The sequence below is a fragment of the Legionella sp. W10-070 genome, assembly GCF_900640175.1.
In the GTDB taxonomy this organism is placed as follows: domain Bacteria; phylum Pseudomonadota; class Gammaproteobacteria; order Legionellales; family Legionellaceae; genus Tatlockia.
The window spans coordinates 1-20,485 of record NZ_CAAAJC010000023.1 but is presented as its reverse complement, the minus strand read 5'-3'; the positions used below and the strand labels follow the sequence as shown (position 1 = coordinate 20,485).

Sequence of the window (20,485 nt, the reverse complement as noted above, 5' to 3'; positions counted from 1 at the left end):
AGTGGCAATATGATTATTGATCGCGCCGGATACCGACTAAATGTCGGCATAATCCTGGCTAATGTATCCGGTCGGGTTTTTTGGGGGAGGCGTCATGGCCATGACGCCTGGCAGTTCCCCCAGGGTGGGCTTGCTACCGGTGAAAGCGCGTTGGAAGCAATGCTTCGCGAGCTGCGGGAAGAAGTTGGCCTCGATCGGGAAGATATTGAAGTACTTGGCTCAACCAGACGCTGGCTCAAGTATCGGTTACCTAAACAATACCTGCGTCATGGTAGTGAGCCTTTGGTAATCGGGCAAAAACAAAAGTGGTATCTGCTGAGGCTTATCACATCTGAGCAGAAAATTCGCCTGGACTTAAGTGATTCACCGGAGTTTGATAGCTGGCGCTGGATTGATTACCAGGAGCCGCAAGAACAGGTTATTTTCTTTAAGAGACAAGTCTATTCCCAGGCCATGAAAGAACTGGAACACCTGTTAAAAAGGCGCCGCACGCCTTTTGGTACACGTCGCAAGCGAGGTAGCCATAATCGATAAATGTTAAAGATATTAAAGCGAATTGTTCAGGATGTAACAACAGCAAATCATTTAACTGAAGCATTGACTATTTTAGTGCAGCGAGTGCGCAAAGCAGTTGACGCCGATGCGGTTTCTGTTTACCTCATTGACAATAAACATGCCGAATATGTGTTGATAGCCACTGATGGATTAAACAAACAGGCTGAGTCAAGGGTACGCATTGGACTTGATCATGGGTTGGTTGGACTGGTTGGCCGGCGCGAAGAACCAATTAACATTGAGGATGCGCCCTCTCATCCTGATTTTCATGACAACCCGTTACTTGGCGAAGAGCATTTAAAAGGCTTTTTGGGAGTGCCGATCATTCAGCACCGCAAGCTTTACGGTGTGCTTAGCGTACAGCAGGCAACCCAGCATTGCTTTGATGATGCGGAAGAAGCATTTTTAATCACCTTGGCAGCCCAGCTAGGCGGTATTATTGCCCATGCAGAAGCGACAGGCGAACTCACCCAGCTTACCCAACCCAAACCCTTAGGCAAGAACAAAGTGGAAATCACCTCTCCGGCACTTGCCGGTGTAGGTTCTGTTCCAGGCGTTGGGATCGGTACGGCAGTCGTTGTCTATCCTCCGGCAGATATTGATGCCGTCCCCCGTCATACGGTGGAAAATGTCGAACAAGAGGTGGCAATCTTTTATGATGCCCTGCAGGCGGCGCGTGAAGATATGCAACGCTTGAGCCGGCGGATGAAAATAACCGTCGCTGAAGATGAGCATGCGCTGTTTGACGTTTACTTAAGGATTCTGGACAGGGATAGCCTGGGCGCTGAAGTTGAGCAGGTTATTCGTGAAGAAAAACTCAGTGCCCAGGCCGCCTTATCAGTCGTCATCAAAAAACATGTCCAACAATTTGAAAGTGTGGCCGATGACTATCTAAAAGAGCGTGCCAGCGATTTTCGCGATCTTGGCCGCAGGGTATTGGCAGAGCTTCAGTGGTCTCAGCGCGAAGAGATAGCCTACCCCAAGCGAACAATCCTGATTGGCGAAGAAATCACCGCCTCAGCACTGGCGGAAGTGCCAGAGGGACATCTGGCCGGTGTGGTATCCGCTAAAGGCGCCAATAATTCGCATGTTGCAATTTTGGCACGTGCACTGGGTGTACCAACGGTGATGGGGGTCCGTGGTCTTAAAGTAGAACATTTACTATCCAGACGCGCTATTATCGTCGATGGCTACTATGGCCATGTTTATGTCTCACCCTCGCGTACAGTGCTTGCAGAATTTAAGAAGCTTGCCCAGGAAGAGGAGGAGCTCAATCAAAGCTTAATCAGCCTGCGCGACAAACCTGCTGAAACGCTGGATAATTATCGCGTATCCCTTCAGGTCAATACTGGTCTGGCAATGGATGCCGGCTTATCCTTAAGCGTCGGAGCAGAAGGCGTTGGCCTTTACCGCTCTGAAGTCCCCTTCATGAGCCGGGATCGTTTTCCTTCTGAAGATGAACAATACATTATTTACCGCCAAATCCTCAAGGCTTTCGCACCCAGGCATGTTACCATGCGTACCCTGGATATAGGCGGCGACAAGATCCTGCCTTATTTTCCTGTTGAAGAAGACAACCCTTACCTTGGCTGGCGCGGAATAAGAGTAACCCTGGACCACCCTGATGTTTTCTTAATGCAGGTACGTGCGATGATGCGGGCCAGTGAAGAATTAAATAATCTGCGCATTATGTTACCCATGGTAACTACACTAAGCGAGGTGGAAGAAGCTTCCTATTTAATACAACAGGCGTTTGAAGAGTTGCTGGAAGAAGGTTGTGTCATTGAAAAACCCAAACTGGGCGTGATGATAGAAGTTCCTGCGGCGGTTTTCCTGGCCCGGGAGTTGGCTAGACGGGTAGACTTTGTGTCTGTTGGCAGCAATGACTTGACCCAATATTTGTTGGCCGTGGATCGCAATAATGCCCGTGTCGCCGGACTTTATGATGCGTTTCATCCAGCCATGCTGCGCACTTTAATGAAAGTGGTCGAAGGTGGCCATGCAGCAGGTATAGAAGTCAGCATTTGCGGGGAAATGGCCAGCGATCCTCTGGCTGTAATCCTCCTTCTGGCAATGGGTTTTGACACCTTAAGCATGAACTCAACCAGTTTGCCCCGCGTCAAATGGGTCATCCGCAACATTTCTTTATCGCATGCTCGCAAGGTGTTAGCGGACGTGCTGGAACTTGAGCATCCGGCTGAAGTCAGACTGTATCTGCAAAAAGCATTAGAGGAAGAAGGCTTGGGCGGATTAATAAGAGCAGGAAAATCATGATCTTAACAGAGATAGCAACCAGCGGTACTGTCTATGCCCTGATTGGCGCTTTTGCAGGGTTAATGTCAGGTATTTTAGGCATCGGCGGCGGCGTAATTGTTGTCCCGGGACTCCTGTTTATTTTCCGCCACAACCCCGATTTTCCAACCCATATTATCATGCATATGGCGGCAGGCACTTCTTTAGCCGTCATGCTGTTTACTTCCCAGTCCTCTATCCGTGCTCATTATAAGTTAAACGGCATTCTCTGGAGTGCTTACAAGCGTTTATGGCCGGGAATTGTTGTCGGCACCATTTTGGGGGCACTGTGTGCCGATCTGCTTCCCACGCACTGGCTTAAAATTTTATTTGGCTTGTTCTTATTATTTGTTGCAGTAAAGATGCTGTCAGGTCTTCATGTAACCCATCCGCACCGTTTCCCAAATACCTGGATTAATGGCCTGGTTAGTTCACTCATTGGCTTCAAATCAGGATTGCTAGGCGTCGGGGGAGGCACCTTAATTATCCCCTACCTTAATTACTGCGGGATAGAAATGCGAAGAATTGCCGCCGTTTCTGCCCTTTGCACCATGACAGTGGCTATACTGGGAACAATTACCTGCATTATTACCGGCAGTAATGAAATCGACCTGCCAGCCTACAGTACTGGCTATGTTTACTGGCCGGCAGTCGTCTGTGTGGCGATCCCGAGTACCCTTTTTGCTCCTATCGGGGCAAAATTGACTTATATTATTCCGGTTAAGCAGTTAAAATTTGCTTTTGTTGCCATTTTACTGCTGACAGCGGTTGATTTATTGGCTTAATCAGTTGAGTTACTAACAATGCTAACCTTTCCCGAGATAAATCCTGTAGCCTTTTCCATAGGCCCCCTCAAAGTCCATTGGTACGGACTGATGTACCTCTTTGGCTTTGCCAGCGCCTGGGTTTTGGCACGCTGGCGAGTCAAACATTATCAATTGGATTGGACATCCGAGCAGATTAGCGATTTGATTTTTTATGCCGCTTTAGGCGTCATTATTGGCGGGCGGGTAGGCTATATGCTTTTCTATAATGCCCCGCTGCTATTTACCCAGCCCTGGGTACTGTTCAAATTATGGGAAGGAGGCATGTCTTTCCACGGCGGATTAATCGGTGTAGTCATCGCTTTATGGCTGTTTGCCCGCAAAGTCAATAAACCTTTGCTGCAAATAGGTGATTTCATTGCTCCTTTGGTTCCCTTGGGGCTGGCAGCTGGCCGGGCAGGTAATTTTATCAATGGCGAGCTATGGGGCAGGGTAACTGATGTGCCCTGGGCGATGATTTTCCCCTATTCAGATGGACTGCCACGCCATCCTTCGCAACTTTATGAACTGGCACTGGAAGGCATCCTCTTATTTATCGTTGTCTGGGGGTATGCTGCCAAACCACGTCCTGCTGGCTGTGTTTCAGGCGTATTTTTAATTGGTTATGCCAGCTGCCGTTTAATTGCCGAATGCTTTCGCCAACCGGATATCCAGCTTGGCTTTATTGCCTTTAACTGGTTGACTATGGGACAATTGCTATCCATTCCGATGTTAATCGCCGGTTTATGGCTATGGTGGGCTAAACGATGAAAACCTATTTACAACTTTTACAACATATCCTTGAGCATGGGGTTGAAAAGACAGACAGAACAGGCACAGGCACCCTCTCGGTTTTTGGTTACCAAATGCGTTTTAAGCTGGATGAAGGCTTTCCTTTATTAACCACCAAAAAACTCCATACACGCAGCATTATTCATGAACTTCTCTGGTTTTTGCGCGGAGATACCAATATTGCCTATCTCAATGAAAACAAGGTATCCATCTGGGACGAATGGGCGGACAGCAATGGCGATCTTGGGCCTGTTTATGGCCGCCAATGGCGCTCCTGGCCAACCGCTGACGGTGGCACGATTGATCAGCTTGCCGAAGTCTTGCAACAAATTAAAACCAATCCAGATTCCAGACGCTTGCTGGTAAGCGCCTGGAACGTGGGTGAATTAAACAAAATGGCACTGATGCCCTGTCATGCGCTCTTCCAATTTTATGTCGCTGACCACCGTCTTTCCTGCCAATTATACCAGCGCTCTGCGGATGTTTTCCTTGGCGTACCGTTTAATATCGCCTCTTATGCCCTGCTGACTCATATGATAGCCCAACAATGCGGCCTTGATGTTGGTGAGTTTATTTGGACTGGCGGCGACTGCCACCTATATTTAAACCACCTGGAGCAAGCCCGTACCCAATTGCAGCGAACGCCTTTACCCTTGGCAGAACTCCATATCAAACGAAAACCGTCCTCGCTTTTTGAGTATCAATTTGAGGATTTCGAGCTTCTCCATTACCAGGCACATCCAGCAATTAAAGCGCCTATTGCAGTCTAGTACCGTTTCTATTTAGTTTCGACAGGTTGTCTTGTGCAAATTGTTCTGTTTCTTGTCATCCCCGCGAAGGCGGGGATCCATGCAGGATATAGCACGGAGCGCCTTAAAAATGGATTCTCGCCTTTGCGGGAATGACAAACAACCTGTCAAAACTAAATAGAAACGGTACTAGTCCTGGATGGAATCAGAAATGCCCGGGTTTTCCAGGCTTAAAATGCCGGTATTAAAATCATAAGCAAAAATTTCTGCATAACGGCCCCAATCGATCATGGTTCGTAACACCCGATCGGCTTCTTTTTCACTAAGGTAATCTTCAAGTTTACTCAAAAATCGCTCTTCTGAGACCCGATGACCAATTTTTTCATCAAGGACACGACGTATATAGCGGGCCAAAGGAACCTTTTCCAATAAACGCCGGGCAAATAATTGCTTGCGGGCTTGCAAATCCGCTTCCGAAAATTGCTTGCCTAGTTCACTGAGTTGGATATCACCGTCTGATACCTTGGCAAAACCGAGGATTTCCAACGTTTCAAGTATAGGGAATAAATCATCGATATTCATCATCAATTCATCAGCAAGCTCAGGCAAATCAATCCGTTCCTCAAATGATTTCATCGTTTCAATCAGACCCGATAATTCAGAAGGCTCTACATCAGGCAAACGATAACCCAGACTGATTTGACGTTCACGTTGCGCACGTTTAGCCTTTTCTTTGGGACCGGTCGTCATTAACTTATAAACCTGATCGACCAAATGGCGAAACTGCGGGATTTCAGGGTTACGAGGTTGCGGCATGTTGACTTGTAATTCAGCACGAATATAGCCAGGATCACTGCCAAAAATCACGATCCTATCGGCAAGCATCACTGCTTCCTCAATATTGTGGGTTACCAATAATATGGCGTTAATATTGGTTTTCTTTTCTTTCCATAGCTCCAGCAAATCAGATTTTAAATTCTCGGCGGTTAATACATCCAGGGCAGAAAAAGGTTCATCCATGAGTAATACATCCGGACTAATAACCAGCGCCCGGGCAAAACCAACCCGCTGACGCATCCCACCGGATAACTCTTTAGGGAAAGCGGATTCAAATCCATCAAGACCAATGGTGTCTATTGCCTCAATAGCCCGATGCCGCCGCTCTTCCCGGCTAACGCCCTGTGCTTCAAGCCCTAACTCCACATTCTCAAGTACCGTCAACCAGGGCATCAGGGCAAATGACTGAAAAACCATGGCGATTCCTGAAACAGGACCAGCAACCGGCTGATTACGATAAGTCACTTTACCAGAGGTAGGTCGTACAAGTCCTGCAATAATACGCAACAAGGTCGATTTGCCTGAGCCTGATTTTCCTAATAAGGCAACAATTTCACCTTTTTTTAATTGAAAATTAACGTCTTCTAATACCAATACATCCTGATCAGAGGCTTTTTTAAATGATTTACAGCAATTTTCAATGTCAATAATTGTTTCTGACATAGGAACCTCAATGCTCAATTGAAATGGAAGCGCTCTTCTGCCAATCGATAGAGCGGGCGCCAAATCAAGTGGTTAAATAACAATACATAAGCACACATCATTGCAGTGCCCAAGGCTATTTTAGGAAAGTCGCCGCTGAAGGTACTGGCCTGTATATATTCCCCTAACCCGGTAGCCCTTAAAGTAGTGCTGCCCCAACTGACTGATTCTGCAACAATACTTGCGTTCCATGCACCGCCTGCAGCAGTAATAGCCCCGGTAATATAAAAGGGGAAAATACCAGGCAGCGCCAGGCGCTTCCACCATTGCCAACCCCTCACGCCGAAATTATCGGCCGCCAGATAAAGATCACGGGGGATATTTGTTGCACCAGCAATGACATTAAATAAAATATACCATTGGGTTCCAAGAATCATCAGTGGGGTTAACCAGATTTCCACATTCAAGTTAAACCGGACAATGACAATTACAAATAAAGGATAGAATAAATTTGCAGGAATTGCGGCAACAAACTGGACAATTGGCTGAATCTTTTGCGCAAGCCTTGGCCTCAATCCAACCCATACCCCAACAGGGATCCAAATCAAGGAGCTTACAATAATCAGAATAATCACCCGCGCACCAGTAGCAGCACCCAATAAAAAAACGTGAACGATTTCACTCACCGCAAGTTGGGTAAGGATAAAATTCAACAAAAACCAGCCACCACTAACAATCGCTATCGACACAACAGCATTCCATACCCAATCAATATGCTTTTGACGGCGGTAATCCGGTTCTCTGATAATTTTTAATTTTTTCCTGCGAAGCCAGGAGGGATTGACAAAATGTTCCTTCAGAATGCCAGCCCGTTGGCCCAATCGCTTCATTAAGCGGCTGCCTCGTATTAAGTCAATTAACCAGGACTGGTACTCTTCTTCGTCAGGCGATTGCTCCATCTTGAATTTTTCTGACCAGGCTATCAATGGCCTGAAAAAAATCTGATCATAAAGAAAAATCACAATCACCATAGTCAGGATAGCATACCCCACTGCATGCAGATCCCGACGCTCTATTGCCAGAGCAATATAAGAACCCACCCCCGGCAAACGGATATCCTGGTGCGCTACGGCAATGGCCTCTGACAACACCACAAAAAACCAACTGGCGGACATGGAAATCATCATGTTCCACAACAGACTTGACATTGAAAAAGGAACCTCAACCTTCCAAAAGCGCTGCCAGGCTGAGAGCTGAAACATGGCAGCTGCCTCTTTTAAATCATGGGGCAAGGTCTTTAATGACTGATAAAAACCAAAGGTCATGTTCCATACCTGAGCTGTAAAAATAGCAAAGATTGAAGCACATTCGGGACCAAGCAAACTGCCTGGGAACAAGCGAATGAAACCCGTCACAGTAATCGAGAGAAAACTTAAAACCGGTACAGACTGTAAAATATCAATCGCCGGGATGATAATCTGTTCCGCCCGCCGGTACTTGGCAGCCATGGCGCCGACGATAAAGGTGAACAAAATAGAAAAAGTTAATGCAATGAACATTCGCAAGACCGTGCGCAATGCATAAAAGGGAAGCATGGCCGGGTCTAATGAAATGGGCAAAGGCTCCCCAAGCTGATAAGGGCCAGCCATTTGCTTCCCAGCCCAGCCCAGGAAGAACAACAGGGAAAAAATCAGAATGAGCAACAACAGGTCCCAGCGATTGATATAACGGCTGACATTTTCACGATTAGCAAAGTAAAAACGGCTATTGTGCACAAAAGTCCCCCCCCTGAATTCAAACCGCTTAAAAACACCCAATCAACTGAATAGTGATGATACACATCTATCCGCTCAAGCCTTAAGTACTATTGCTTTCAATAGCTAAATTATCCAGAACAGGCATAAAGACGATGCCTTGAATTTAAAAGACATCCTGTTGAGTAAATTGAGACCCTCAAAAGAGCATAAAATACCATAAATAGCAATTTATCGATATATGCCGGGTGCGATTAAACCTGCGGTTTTTCCTTGAAAATTGTCGCCCGGATGGAGCGCCAGGTTTAATCGCACCCATATATGCCCAAGATACCCGCTGTTGAAGTAGAAAAATAATTCCTAATGCCGAAGCGAACTTTTTTGTTTCTGCAGTGTCTAAATAACGAGCATTATCAAGAATGCTCTGCTCTGCTTTTCCCTCTTTTTAGCAGGGTATTGCCCCTCGGGGGCATAGACTTCCCCGGTTATGTGCCGGGGTTTTTTTGTCCCTGGAACTTGTTTACAATGAATAATTAAAAACCGGAGCTACGCCAGTGCATCCAGCCAAAACCTTTATTATCAGCACGCTGCTTGCCTTATCAACCGCAGCGACTGCAACACAAGATGAAACACAGCTTGCTGTTTGGGCAAATGAAGCGATAGTCGCCACTTATAGTTTTAATTATAAAAATTTCTTGCCACGCCAAAAAGAGATTGCCAAATACTTTACCGCAGGAGGCTGGTCTGCTTACAGTACTGCACTTAATGCATCGAAGCTGCCACAGGTCGTCAAAGAGAATTCCTACTATGTCAGTGCAGTTGCCACCTTACCCCCGGAAATTAAAACGATTGATGCTTCCCAATGGCAAGCGACAATGCCCCTGCTTGTTGTTTATAAAAATCCACAGTATCAGCAAAAGCAGGATTTGTTAGTCACTATCCGTTTTATTCAGGCCCCTGCAGGGCAAGGGGTGCGGGGGCTGGCGATAGCAAGCCTGCAAGCGAAAGTCAGTCAGCCGCCTTGCCGGTGCCAACCAGAAAATGATACAACGACTACCAAAGACGATAAATTACAATCAGGAAATGCAACGCAATAAGTATCAGCAGCAATCTGATAATAAACGTCAATCTTGAAGGAATACTGATATCCAGTGCCGCTTCCTGAGGATTTTGCGGATTGTAATAAACCTCAATCGCTTCCTCTTTCTGGTAAGCCATGGCTGCCCGATAAGCAACCTTGCGAGCATATTTGCTGCCGGGGTGATGATGGGCAGTTTCCAGAAACAGCTGCTCACCATAAAATTCCTGGTTAAACGCATGATAAGTATACTCAAGCCTCGGCCAGAGATAATGTCCTTCCTGGGTCCATGTGAGGCGGGTAATCTTCCCGCTGGCCAGGTACCAGGACTGTGTTTTCTTAAGTGCACTTCTCTCGCGCCAGAAATGCTGCAGCAATAACAACAGAAATAGAAGCCAGGCTATATCAAGCAACCATTGCCAGGACATTATCCAATCAGTCAAACCATCTTCCCATTAACAGTAATGGCATTATCCTAGAGCAAATAGCCTGCTTAAGCAAAATATCAACTGCTCACGGGGGCGATTAAAACTGTGACTGGAGTAGCCCCAGCTCATCACCAGTTTATAATTATCCCGCATTCCGCAGACTTTGGAGCCGGGGAGCTATTTCAGGTTGGTCGCTTTATTCTTTCTATGCCGGTACAAAAGATAAATTATTGCCAAACTTATAATAATCAAACCCGCCGACCATAAAGGCCTGGTGGCAAACCAGGCGATAGCAGTGACGATTGCCCAGAGACTAAAACCACAAATTAGGGCAACCAGTCCAGTACCGAAACCAACCATTGTGCCCAGAAAAGGAATTACGTCCGCCAGGACAACCAACGGCTTTAACAGCAACAGAAATCCAATAATCATAATAAACAATGAAGCAGCCCGTAACAGCCAGGTGGTTACCCGATTTTCCGACAATGCAGCCTGAATCATCTCATCGGCTGATTGTTGGCCGGAAACCAGCAATAAGATGGTTTCGCCTGCCCTGGCCATATAACCCTGTAAGGTATTATCATGCTGTTGGGCGATAATGCTGACTGCTTGAGGAAAGATTGCCATAACCTCAATGCGAATATCCCCTATTTGCGGTTTCTGATAGTCCTCGCCCCCATAGAGCTGATTATCGACCAGATGAACAGGCTTATTAATTTTTTCCGCCAAGGCCGCCGTATCTACCTTTCCCAATTCCATTGGCGAGGTTTTGCTGATTTTTCGGATTAAATCATCGGATAATACAAAATCACCCACGGTAACCGTTTTCGCATACTGCTGGCGAGATTGAGCAGGCATAGCGGCTGGATTTTCATGAGCAGGCTGATTAAAACTGCTGCTGTCAATCAACGTTGTCGACCAGACTTTTTTATAACTGTAACTGGTAACCTGTTTCTCCGAGCCCCCCATTTGCGGCTCCGTTCGGCTCTTGGCTTCCTCTTTCCATTGATACATCTCTACCTTTCTGATTAAACTAATCGCATTGACTGAAAGCCCTAAAAGCTGATCAACAAGGTGATCTTGAGTTGTCGCCACACCAGTCAGATAAACGACACGAAGATCGTTCTGCGGATTAACCGGGGAGTTTGGCACCTGAATCAGAGCCTGTTGCGCTTCCCTTAAGGAAAGCGCTGTATGCAACCCATGACGTTCATTCCAGAAAGTCAGTATGATAGCCAGCACGATCGCAACTATCCCTGCCAGAATACCGGCCAAAGCATTCTTAATGCGGCTCCCCCAGGATTGAATCTCAATCTTATCCGCCATGCCAGCGCTCCTGATTTAGCTTATAGCAATTATATGTTAAAAACAGGTTTTCCTGTACTTCCACTTTACTACCATCCATACGATGGTCCAGTATTATCTATACTCTTAATAGCAGGCTGCTTTTCCACTGGATAACCAGTAGTCAACTGCATAGACTGGCAAAATTATATTAATGACGATGCTCTTGTCGTGGCAACTCATCCCGGTATAATCATTTGCACCAACGCGCGATTGAAGAGGGAATACTATGATTGCAAAAACAGCACTCCATGCTACCCATGTAGCAATGGGCGCAAAAATGGTTGATTTTCATGACTGGGAAATGCCATTGCATTATGGCTCGCAACTTGATGAACATCATCATGTCCGTCAGCAGGCCGGCATGTTTGATGTCTCGCACATGACCATTATCGATGTCCTGGGAGCTGGCGGGCGCCAATTTTTACGCAAATTATTAACCAATGATGTTGATCAGCTCGAACACACCGGCCGCGCCCTCTATAGCTGCATGTGTAACGAGCATGGGGGAATCATTGACGATCTGATTGTCTATCAGCGTGCCTCTGATAATTACAGGGTTGTGCTGAACTCCGCTACTCGCGCGCCTGACCTGGCCTGGATTCACGCCAGGAGTGAAGGATTCTCTGTTGGCCTGCAGGAACGAACAGAACTTGCCATGCTTGCAGTACAAGGGCCTGAGGCGATTAACAGAACCGCAAGCATCCTCACTCCGGCGCAAATTGATGCCGTATCAACCCTGACTTCTTTTGAATGCGTCGATGTAGAGCACTGGTTTTTTGCCCGCACCGGTTATACCGGAGAAGACGGCCTGGAGATCATTCTGCCTCGTGAAGAAATAACCAGGCTATGGTCTTCCCTGCTGCAAGCAGGGATAAAACCCTGCGGACTGGCCGCCCGTGATACTTTACGTTTGGAAGCAGGCATGCTTCTATATGGTCAGGACATGGACGAATCAACCACCCCTCTGGAATCCGGACTGGAATGGACCGTGAAGTGGCAACCGCAAGACAGGGATTTTATTGGCATGGGGGCGCTTTTGTCACAAAAACAACATGGTGCCAAACGCAAATTGATTGGTTTGACTCTGGAGGGCAAAGGCATTATGCGTCCTGGCCAGCGTGTCATCGTGGAAGGTGGTGAAGAAGGCATAATAACCAGTGGTACCTACTCTCCAACACTGGCTCAATCCATCGCCTTAGCGCGCGTACCCGTGGCTACCGGCGACCAGGTGCTGGTTGACATCCGTGGCAAGCTGATGCCTGCCAGGGTTGGCAAGCCAAGGTTTGTCAAGCGGGGTAAGGTACTCTAATCATATTAATAATTCATTATCAAAGAACAGGAAGAGGGACAAATGGCTGAATTAAAATTTACCAAAACTCACGAATGGTTAAGAGCTGACAATGGCGAATTTACTATAGGGATTACCGACCATGCCCAGGAATTATTGGGTGATATGGTATTCGTTGACTTTCCCGAAGAGGGCGATAAAGTCATTGCCGGCCAGGAACTGGGGGTAGTGGAATCTGTTAAGGCAGCCTCTGATTTTTACTCACCTGTCAGCGGTGTTGTCATTGCCGTCAATCAGGCTGTAAGCGAAAACCCTGCCCTGGTTAATAGCGACCCTTATGGTGCAGGATGGCTAATCAGAATAAAGCCAGATAACCCTGCTGAACTAAATGATTTACTCGATGCTGAACAGTATCAAAATGAAATAAAAGAGGACCACTAAGTATGCCTTATATTCCTCATACCGATGAAGATATTAAAGCGATGCTAGCCAGCATCGGAGTAGAAAAAACCCAGGATTTATTTGATGAAATCCCTGCCTCCCTGCTCTATGAGGGGTTTAAAAATATTCCGGCTGGCCTTAATGAAATGATGATGCTTAAAGAAGCGCAGGCTTTAGCGAATAAAAATCAAAATGGCATCTGCTTCGTTGGTGCCGGCAGTTATGAGCATCATATTCCCGCTGCAGTCTGGGATATTACATCGCGGGGAGAATTCCTGACAGCCTACACCCCCTATCAGGCAGAAGCCAGTCAGGGCACTTTGCAGTTACTCTATGAATTTCAGACAATGATTGCCGAACTGACTGGACTTGATGTAGCCAATGCATCGATGTATGACGGCGCTTCTGCGCTGGCTGAAGCCGTATTAATGGCGGTCAGGGTCAATAAACACAGTAAAACCAGGCGGATTGTGGTTGCAGGAACCATTCACCCATTGTATCGGGAAACATTGGAAACCATCACCCGTACACAGCATATTGAAATTCTTACCTTGCCGTTTGATGAAAAACAAGGGATCAGCGCTCTTTCAGCATTAAACAGCTATAAGGGTGAAGATGTTACTGCACTGGTCATCGCCCAACCTAATTTCTTTGGCTGCCTTGAGCAGGTTGATGAGCTGAGTGACTGGGCTCATGAGAATCAAACCCTCTGCATTGCCTGTGTCAATCCAACATCACTGGCTCTTTTAAAACCCCCAGGTGAATGGGGTAAGTATGGGGCTGATATTGCCTGTGGTGAAGGACAACCTTTGGGTTCCCCGATGGCTTCAGGCGGGCCCTATTTTGGTTTTTTGAGCACTCGGATGGATTATGTAAGGCAAATACCCGGCCGATTGGCAGGGCGTACCGTAGACAAAGACGGCAAAACAGGGTTTACCCTGACACTGCAAGCCCGTGAACAGCATATCCGCAGAGGCAAAGCGACCTCCAACATTTGTACCAATCAAGGATTGCTGGTGACTGCAGCAACTCTTTACATGAGCCTGGTTGGGGCAGAGGGCCTGCGGCAAGTTGCCTGTCAATGCCACCATAATACGCAAACCCTGGTTAGTGCCCTCACTCAAATTGATGGGGTAGACACCGTTTTTTCTGCACCTTATTTCCATGAGGCATTGCTAAAGCTTAGTCAGCCCGTTAACAAAGTGCTGGCAAAACTGCGTGAAGCAGGAATTTCAGGCGGTTATTCTGTTGAATTGCACTACCCACAATTAGCCAACACCATGCTTGTTTGCGCCACAGAGATGCGTACTGATGAAGAAATAACCCATTATGCGAATGCCCTTAGGCAAATTATGAATCAGCGAGGCGATTGATGTTTATAGTATTACTAACTTACAAAACACCTTTAAGCGAAGTCGACAAATATTTGCAAAGGCATCGTGAATTCCTTGATTATTATTACAAGCAGGGATTATTAGTAGCCTCAGGCCCTATGAAACCGCGTACTGGTGGAGTTATCATTGCTGCGACTAATGACAGGGATTATTTGCAGTCTGTGCTTCAAGAAGATCCTTATTATCTTGCTGAGATCGCTAATTATCAGATTATTGAATTTACTCCGGTTAAACATCGTGAGGAACTCAAAGAACTGATTCAGAAAACGGAAGGCAAATTATGTTAATCTTTGAACGCTCCAAAGTAAAAAGACAGGCGACAGCCCAGGCTCCCGAAAATAAATCCCCAGCAATAGCAATACCTGAGGAATTTTTGCGGAAAAAACCTCCCCGCATGCCAGCCTGCTCCGAACTGCAGGTAATTCGCCACTTTACCCGCTTATCGCAATTAAACTATTCGATAGACACCAATTTTTACCCCCTGGGCTCCTGCACCATGAAGTATAATCCTCGTGGGGTTCATAAAGCAGCGTCAAGCCCCGGATTCGTTAACCGTCATCCACTGGATCCGGAAAAAGCTAGCCAGGGCTTTCTACAAATTCTTTATGAGTTACAAAATCATCTGACAGAAATTACCGGCATGCCAGGTGTTTCGTTGACGCCCATGGCAGGCTCTCAAGGCGAATTTGCCGGGGTGGCCATGATTAAGGCTTATCATCAGTCTCGTGGTGATAGCATGCGCAATGAAATTCTCATCCCTGATGCGGCACACGGCACCAATCCAGCCTCAGCGGCAATGTGCGGATTTAAAGTGGTTGAACTGGCGACAGCAGAAGATGGCGATGTCGATTTGGACGCGTTACGCAATCAAGTAGGCCCCAAGACTGCAGGCATCATGTTAACCAACCCATCTACCCTGGGATTATTCATGCGGCAGATCAAAGAAATTGCCGCTATCGTTCACCAGGCAGGCGGATTGCTTTATTATGACGGCGCCAATCTGAATGCGATTTTAGGGAAGGTCCGCCCCGGAGACATGGGGTTTGACGTCATGCATTTAAACCTGCATAAAACCTTCGCCACGCCTCATGGGGGCGGTGGCCCAGGGGCAGGACCGGTTGCAGTTGGAAATCGCTTGTTACCCTATTTGCCTCTGCCCCTTGTCATAAAGGAGGGTGATTTTTATCGTTGGGCAACCAGGGCGGATTATCCACAAAGCATTGGCCGTTTATCTTGTTTTATGGGGAATGCCGGGATATTACTACGTGCTTATTTCTACATTCGTATTTTAGGCAAGGAAGGGTTGCTGCGGGTCTCTGAATTTGCCACGCTCAATGCGAATTACTTACTAAGTGAGTTAACCAAGGCAGGCTTCAATCCAGCCTATCCAGGCAGACGGGCAACCCATGAATTTATTTTAACATTGAACCAGGAAAAAAAGCGCTATGGCGTCACCGCAATGGATCTGGCCAAACGCCTGCTCGATTATGGCTTTCATGCGCCAACCACCTACTTCCCGTTGCTGGTGCCCGAATGCCTGCTTATTGAACCAACAGAGACCGAATGCAAAGAAGAATTGGACAGTTTCATCAGTGCCATGCAAGCGATTCGTTATGAGGCAGAACATAATCCTAACCTCTTAAAAGAAGCCCCTCATCGTTTACCCGTAAAACGGTTAGACGATGTAAAGGCGGCAAGGGAACTGGACTTGAATTATTTCAAGCATCATGAAGAATGACTGCTGCATATGGGCAGATCAGCCGAATGGCCGGAGCTGCCCATTATTTTATGCCTGTTGATACAACTCGGCCTGTAATTAAAAATATCCATTTTATTCTCCGTTGACTATAATTAAAAAACCGTTTTCTTTGAAGTATAACCATTGACGCAACCACCAATAGTCCCCTTGTTTGCCCGACAAGAAATTTATAATCGGGAAGGTTTTGTCTGTGCCTATGAGATTTTGTATCGAGGGGATGAGTCTGTGTACAAAGGTGCCAATATCAATTCCCTAACCGCCGGAGATGATGCTACTTCCTTCGTACTAACTCATATTTTTACCCATTTTGATCTGGAGGTTATTACCAATAATCATCCGGCCTATATTAACTTTACCAGGCATCATCTCTTACAAAAAATCCCAACTTTGCTCCCCAAAGATAAAATCGTTATTGAAGTACTGGAAGATATTATTATTGATGAGCCACTGCTTGAACGTCTAAGGGCGCTTAAACAGCAAGGTTACCAATTGGCGCTTGATGATTTTATTTTTCGCAGGGAATTAACACCGCTAGTCGAGCTTGCTGATATCATCAAGGTAGACATCCTGCAATTAAATCAGCAAGAAATAAAAAAGCAATTACAATTAATTGGCACCTTTAAAGGACAGTTATTAGCCGAAAAAATAGAAAACCATGCCCAATTTGCCCTTTGCAAAGACCTGGGATTTAACCTTTTCCAGGGCTTTTTCCTTAGCCATCCTTATCTGGTTCACGGTCACAGGCTCTCAGAAAACAAAAACCTCCTCTTAAAATTGATCGCTGAACTTCATGATCCTGAAGTAACGCTGTTGAAAATTGAGGAAATCATTCTGCAAATGCCTAAACTAAGTTACCGGATCCTGAAACTTGCCAAATCAGCTGCATTTTATTCAGGAGGACAAATTAATTCGATAAAGGATGCCATCCTCCAGTTAGGGCTGATACAAATACGCAACTGGACCACCTTGCTTCTGGCATCCAGCACGGACGAGGTGGCCAGCCACTTACTCGAACGAACGCTGGTACGGGCTAAAATGTGTCAGGAGCTGGCAACCGCCAGCCAACAAACCTCACTCCATGAAGGGTACACTGTTGGCATGTTCTCCATGCTGGATGCCATTTTTCAAGAACCAATGCCTACCTTGCTGGAGAAAATCCCTCTCTCCGAAGAACTAAAGGATGCCCTTATCAGCAGAAGCGGCGAGTTAGGATGCTTGTTAACGCTTATCTCCCACTATGAACAAGGCAATTTTCATCAGTTAAAACACCCCGCGTTAACCGCTCAGGATTACAGTCAAGCCTATATTCAAGGCCTTGAATACGCGGCTAAGATTATGAAGAGCCTCTCCTGACTGCCACTGCATTGATTGAGTAACAGTTAAAAATGCCTAATAAATAAATCAAATATGAAAATTTTAATCATCGTTTAATTATTAATATAACTATTTGTTTTAAAATAAATAAAAATGCTTTGCGGTTAAAAAAAAATAAGTTATAACAGATTTACCTGTATCAAGGATTGACGGGTTAAGGGGTCAGCACAAAAATGCTGATAGAATAATTTTTTCATGGAGTGAAAAGTGAACAGTAAAGTATTTTCACAGCGCTTTAACCGGGAGTTATCTTTATTGGGTTTTCCGGAAGAATTGGCAGAAAAGACCAAAGCGGTAGCGAAAGTATTTGGCGTTACTCGTCATTTGGCCAATGCAATGATATTTGGCCATTTGCTGCCTTCTCCAGAACAACTCGATAAAATAGCCGGGATTCTGGAAGTGTGCCCTCAATGGTTAAGCGGCGTTACCGATAGAAAAAAAGCCTACTCAGGCCGTGAGACTTCTGAAAGCGTGTAGTCTCCCATGATTTGAGTTATAATGCCGTTAGTGTTAACCCTCGTGATATTAGCATTTAATATCACGAGTTAAATTAAGCTCAAAGGTCAGTTATCATGGAATGCTTAAGTTATTGCATTGCCAGCTCAATCGATTTGACACGTTTAGACAATCATCTTAAAACTACGTTAATTGGGTATTATTCCAGCAGGACGCGTGATGTTCTGAAGCTCAGCCATCGAGACAGTAACCAGGCGTTGGTTTTCGTTTTCAAAAACGGAACGGTGGTTTCCTGGGGAGTTAAGCGCCATCAAATCAACAGCTATCTTGATATTATCCGTCCCTTTGGCGACAAACTGATCACCTTTTTGGTACGGGATGAATTCAGCTACCGGGTTGGCGATAAAACAGCCATAGAGCCGCATGATTTTTTCGATGTTGATTGTTTAACCATTGACAGCGATACCGATGATTTAAAGCTAAGTTTCTCTTATGGCTTTTCCCAATCGGTCAAACTACAGTATTTTGAAACGATTATTGAAGCGTTGATTGAAAAATACAATCCCATGATTCAAAGCATCTCCAATCAGGGAAAAATGCCTATCACACGTAACCAGATGCGACAGGTCATTGGTGAGATACTGGGCGCAAAAAGCGAAATGAACCTGATTAGCAACTTTCTGTATCACCCCAAGTACTTTTGGCAACATCCGACTCTTGAAGAATATTATTCGATGATGGAGCGCTACCTGCATATTCAACGCCGAGTTAACGCAATTAACCACCGTCTAGATACCTTAAATGAAATTTTCGAGATGTTTAACAGTTATCTGGAAACCCGTCATTCACATAACCTGGAAATTATAATTATCGTCTTGATCGCCATTGAAATTGTTTTTGCCGTTCTTAATATTCATTTTTAACCCCCCAATCTCTCCTTAATTGCAAGATTGGGCAAGCTTTTGTAGTATTGGCTTTTCTCTTGAGAAATCCGCATGAAGCCCCTTCTCTCCCGTTTTTTGGATGATGCCTCTTTAAAAACGGAAACCCTGGCGGGTGTGACCACCTTTTTGACAATGGTATACATTGCTTTTGTAAACCCGCTAATCTTACAGGATGCTGGTATGGAGCCAGGGGCGGTTTTCACCGCAACCTGCCTGGTAACGGCATTCGCCTGCGGATTAACCGGCATACTGGCCAATACCCCCATCGGCGTTGCACCTGGCATGGCTCTCAATATCTACTTTTCCTATGGCGTTGTGCAGGGAATGGGTATCGATTGGCAGCATGCATTGGCAATGGTTTTTCTTTCCGGCCTGCTGTTTTTTATCATCAGTCTGACATCCTTGCGGCGGTTATTAATAGACTCCATCCCCCCTAATTTACAAATAGCAATTCTTATCGGCATCAGCTTACTGATAGCACAAATCGCTCTGCGCACTAATCATCTGGTGATAGCCGACCCGCACACACTGATGAGTTTGGGTAACATCCATACCCCGCAGAGCGGTCTATTTTTTCTTGGCTTTCTGATAATTTTGGTACTGGATTATTACCGGATCCCGGCTGCTATTATTCTTGGCATTATCGGGATTAGCATTCTCAGTCTGCTGTTTGGTTTAACTAAATGGCAGGGCTTGATTGCCTATCCGCCCTCAATAAAGACTACTTTATTTCAGCTTGATTTTTCAGGACTTTTTTCCATATCCGCCGTTAAGGCAACCTTTACGCTGTTTCTGGTTGCTGTATTTGATGCCACTGGCACCCTGATTGGTTTGTTTAACCAAACGCCCTTCAAAAGCCAGGCTGACTACCAGCAGCGGCTCAGTAGAAGTTTGACTGCTGACGCCGCAGCTTCAACCGTCGCGGGTCTCCTGGGTTGCGCAAGTACCTCGCCTTACATAGAATCTGCCGCCGGAATTGAAGCCGGCGGCCGCACTGGCTTGACCGCTTTGGTTATTGCGGCTTTGTTTATCCTGATGCTGTTTTTCTTCCCCCTTGCACAAATGATACCTAACTATGCCGTCGGCCCTGCTCTGCTCTATGTGGCCTGTAGCATGATGAAACATCTGACCCATCTGCAATTAACCGACTTTAGCGAAACGGCCCCCTGCATGCTGACCATTATGATGATTCCATTTACCTCATCCATCGCTGACGGGATAGGGGGTGGAATAATTCTTTACACTTTACTAAAATTAATCACGCGTCAACCTCTCAATCCCTTGTTGTTTGTCTTAAGTCTGCTATTTGTTTTATTTTTTTCAATTAGTTAGGCTCTGTTGACAATTGGAACCAGAGCCTACGTTCTGCGCTTTATGCGCAGAATCTATTCTCAAACCTTGTCAAAAAGATGGTTGGTTTTGTGTGGTTTAACTGGATCCCGCGCATAAAGCTTCCAATTGGCCCTAAGTTTTTATTGACAAAGCTCTTATAATGCTGTTTAAGAGCTTTTTTATTTTAATGGAGTAAGAAGTGCTTGGTACAGGAACAACA

At 45.9% G+C, this 20,485-nt stretch carries 19 protein-coding genes; 15 read left to right on the top strand and 4 right to left on the bottom strand.

All coding sequences use genetic code 11. The features are described 5' to 3' along the window. The first annotated feature begins 9 nt into the window (after nucleotides 1-9). The 5 genes from E1O65_RS10105 to thyA are packed head-to-tail and all read left to right on the top strand — an operon-like array spanning nucleotide 10 to nucleotide 5,212. Nucleotides 10-534 carry an RNA pyrophosphohydrolase gene (locus E1O65_RS10105; RefSeq protein WP_133133488.1) on the top strand — a complete coding sequence of 175 codons (525 nt, stop codon included), beginning with the start codon at nucleotides 10-12 and terminating at the stop codon, nucleotides 532-534. Continuing rightward, nucleotides 535-2,829 (top strand): phosphoenolpyruvate--protein phosphotransferase, encoded by a 2,295-nt coding sequence (gene ptsP, locus E1O65_RS10100; protein WP_133133487.1) that lies wholly within the window; start codon nucleotides 535-537, stop codon nucleotides 2,827-2,829. Further along, complete coding sequence (locus tag E1O65_RS10095) at nucleotides 2,826-3,632, top strand: sulfite exporter TauE/SafE family protein (protein WP_133133486.1); 807 nt, start codon at nucleotides 2,826-2,828, stop codon at nucleotides 3,630-3,632. Before ptsP ends, E1O65_RS10095 begins: the two co-directional genes overlap by 4 nt. An 18-nt stretch (nucleotides 3,633-3,650) precedes the next feature. Beyond that, the gene (gene lgt / locus E1O65_RS10090) at nucleotides 3,651-4,421 is read left to right on the top strand and encodes a prolipoprotein diacylglyceryl transferase (RefSeq protein WP_133133485.1); all 771 of its coding nucleotides are present in this window, start codon (nucleotides 3,651-3,653) and stop codon (nucleotides 4,419-4,421) included. Beyond that, nucleotides 4,418-5,212: a thymidylate synthase gene (gene thyA / locus E1O65_RS10085; protein WP_133133484.1), complete on the top strand. Its 795-nt coding sequence runs from the start codon at nucleotides 4,418-4,420 to the stop codon at nucleotides 5,210-5,212. The genes lgt and thyA overlap by 4 nt, the downstream gene beginning before the upstream one ends. A gap of 168 nt (nucleotides 5,213-5,380) precedes the next feature. Here thyA and E1O65_RS10080 read toward each other — a convergent pair whose 3' ends face one another. Further along, the gene (locus E1O65_RS10080) at nucleotides 5,381-6,691 is read right to left on the bottom strand and encodes a nitrate/sulfonate/bicarbonate ABC transporter ATP-binding protein (RefSeq protein WP_133133483.1); all 1,311 of its coding nucleotides are present in this window, start codon (nucleotides 6,689-6,691) and stop codon (nucleotides 5,381-5,383) included. Nucleotides 6,692-6,705: 14 nt separating this feature from the next. Next, entirely contained in the window at nucleotides 6,706-8,445 is a 1,740-nt protein-coding gene (locus E1O65_RS10075) for an ABC transporter permease subunit (protein ID WP_133133482.1), read from the bottom strand. Between the two features lie 554 nt (nucleotides 8,446-8,999). Between E1O65_RS10075 and E1O65_RS10070 the strand changes: the two genes are divergently transcribed. Continuing rightward, nucleotides 9,000-9,521 (top strand): DotI/IcmL family type IV secretion protein, encoded by a 522-nt coding sequence (locus tag E1O65_RS10070; RefSeq protein ID WP_165474952.1) that lies wholly within the window; start codon nucleotides 9,000-9,002, stop codon nucleotides 9,519-9,521. Here the strand turns inward: E1O65_RS10070 and E1O65_RS10065 are convergent. Further along, entirely contained in the window at nucleotides 9,478-9,945 is a 468-nt protein-coding gene (locus tag E1O65_RS10065) for a DUF3592 domain-containing protein (protein WP_242601584.1), read from the bottom strand. The two genes, E1O65_RS10070 and E1O65_RS10065, sit on opposite strands and share 44 nt — an antisense overlap. 162 nt (nucleotides 9,946-10,107) lie before the next feature. Continuing rightward, nucleotides 10,108-11,256 (bottom strand): TMEM43 family protein, encoded by a 1,149-nt coding sequence (locus E1O65_RS10060; RefSeq protein WP_133133480.1) that lies wholly within the window; start codon nucleotides 11,254-11,256, stop codon nucleotides 10,108-10,110. Nucleotides 11,257-11,503: 247 nt separating this feature from the next. On the opposite strand from E1O65_RS10060, the gene gcvT reads away from it, so the two are divergent. The 9 genes from gcvT to E1O65_RS10015 all read left to right on the top strand — a co-directional run bounded on the left by gcvT (nucleotide 11,504) and on the right by E1O65_RS10015 (nucleotide 20,265). Continuing rightward, nucleotides 11,504-12,586, top strand: coding sequence for a glycine cleavage system aminomethyltransferase GcvT (gcvT, locus tag E1O65_RS10055; RefSeq protein ID WP_133133479.1), 1,083 nt, complete (start codon nucleotides 11,504-11,506; stop codon nucleotides 12,584-12,586). A gap of 42 nt (nucleotides 12,587-12,628) precedes the next feature. Next, the gene (gene gcvH / locus E1O65_RS10050; RefSeq protein ID WP_133133478.1) at nucleotides 12,629-13,006 is read left to right on the top strand and encodes a glycine cleavage system protein GcvH; all 378 of its coding nucleotides are present in this window, start codon (nucleotides 12,629-12,631) and stop codon (nucleotides 13,004-13,006) included. Nucleotides 13,007-13,008: 2 nt separating this feature from the next. Then, nucleotides 13,009-14,379 carry an aminomethyl-transferring glycine dehydrogenase subunit GcvPA gene (gene gcvPA / locus E1O65_RS10045; protein WP_133133477.1) on the top strand — a complete coding sequence of 457 codons (1,371 nt, stop codon included), beginning with the start codon at nucleotides 13,009-13,011 and terminating at the stop codon, nucleotides 14,377-14,379. Further along, entirely contained in the window at nucleotides 14,379-14,687 is a 309-nt protein-coding gene (locus E1O65_RS10040) for a YciI family protein (protein WP_133133476.1), read from the top strand. The genes gcvPA and E1O65_RS10040 overlap by 1 nt, the downstream gene beginning before the upstream one ends. After that, nucleotides 14,681-16,138, top strand: a complete 1,458-nt coding sequence (gcvPB, locus tag E1O65_RS10035; RefSeq protein ID WP_133133475.1) for an aminomethyl-transferring glycine dehydrogenase subunit GcvPB — start codon at nucleotides 14,681-14,683, stop codon at nucleotides 16,136-16,138. Before E1O65_RS10040 ends, gcvPB begins: the two co-directional genes overlap by 7 nt. A 144-nt stretch (nucleotides 16,139-16,282) precedes the next feature. Continuing rightward, nucleotides 16,283-17,512: an HDOD domain-containing protein gene (locus E1O65_RS10030; RefSeq protein ID WP_133133474.1), complete on the top strand. Its 1,230-nt coding sequence runs from the start codon at nucleotides 16,283-16,285 to the stop codon at nucleotides 17,510-17,512. A 228-nt stretch (nucleotides 17,513-17,740) separates the two neighbouring features. Next, nucleotides 17,741-18,010, top strand: a complete 270-nt coding sequence (locus E1O65_RS10025) for a hypothetical protein (protein WP_133133473.1) — start codon at nucleotides 17,741-17,743, stop codon at nucleotides 18,008-18,010. Nucleotides 18,011-18,105: 95 nt separating this feature from the next. Continuing rightward, nucleotides 18,106-18,912 (top strand): RMD1 family protein, encoded by an 807-nt coding sequence (locus E1O65_RS10020; RefSeq protein WP_133133472.1) that lies wholly within the window; start codon nucleotides 18,106-18,108, stop codon nucleotides 18,910-18,912. Nucleotides 18,913-18,984: 72 nt separating this feature from the next. Further along, nucleotides 18,985-20,265 carry an NCS2 family permease gene (locus E1O65_RS10015; RefSeq protein ID WP_133133471.1) on the top strand — a complete coding sequence of 427 codons (1,281 nt, stop codon included), beginning with the start codon at nucleotides 18,985-18,987 and terminating at the stop codon, nucleotides 20,263-20,265. Nucleotides 20,266-20,485 lie beyond the last annotated feature (220 nt).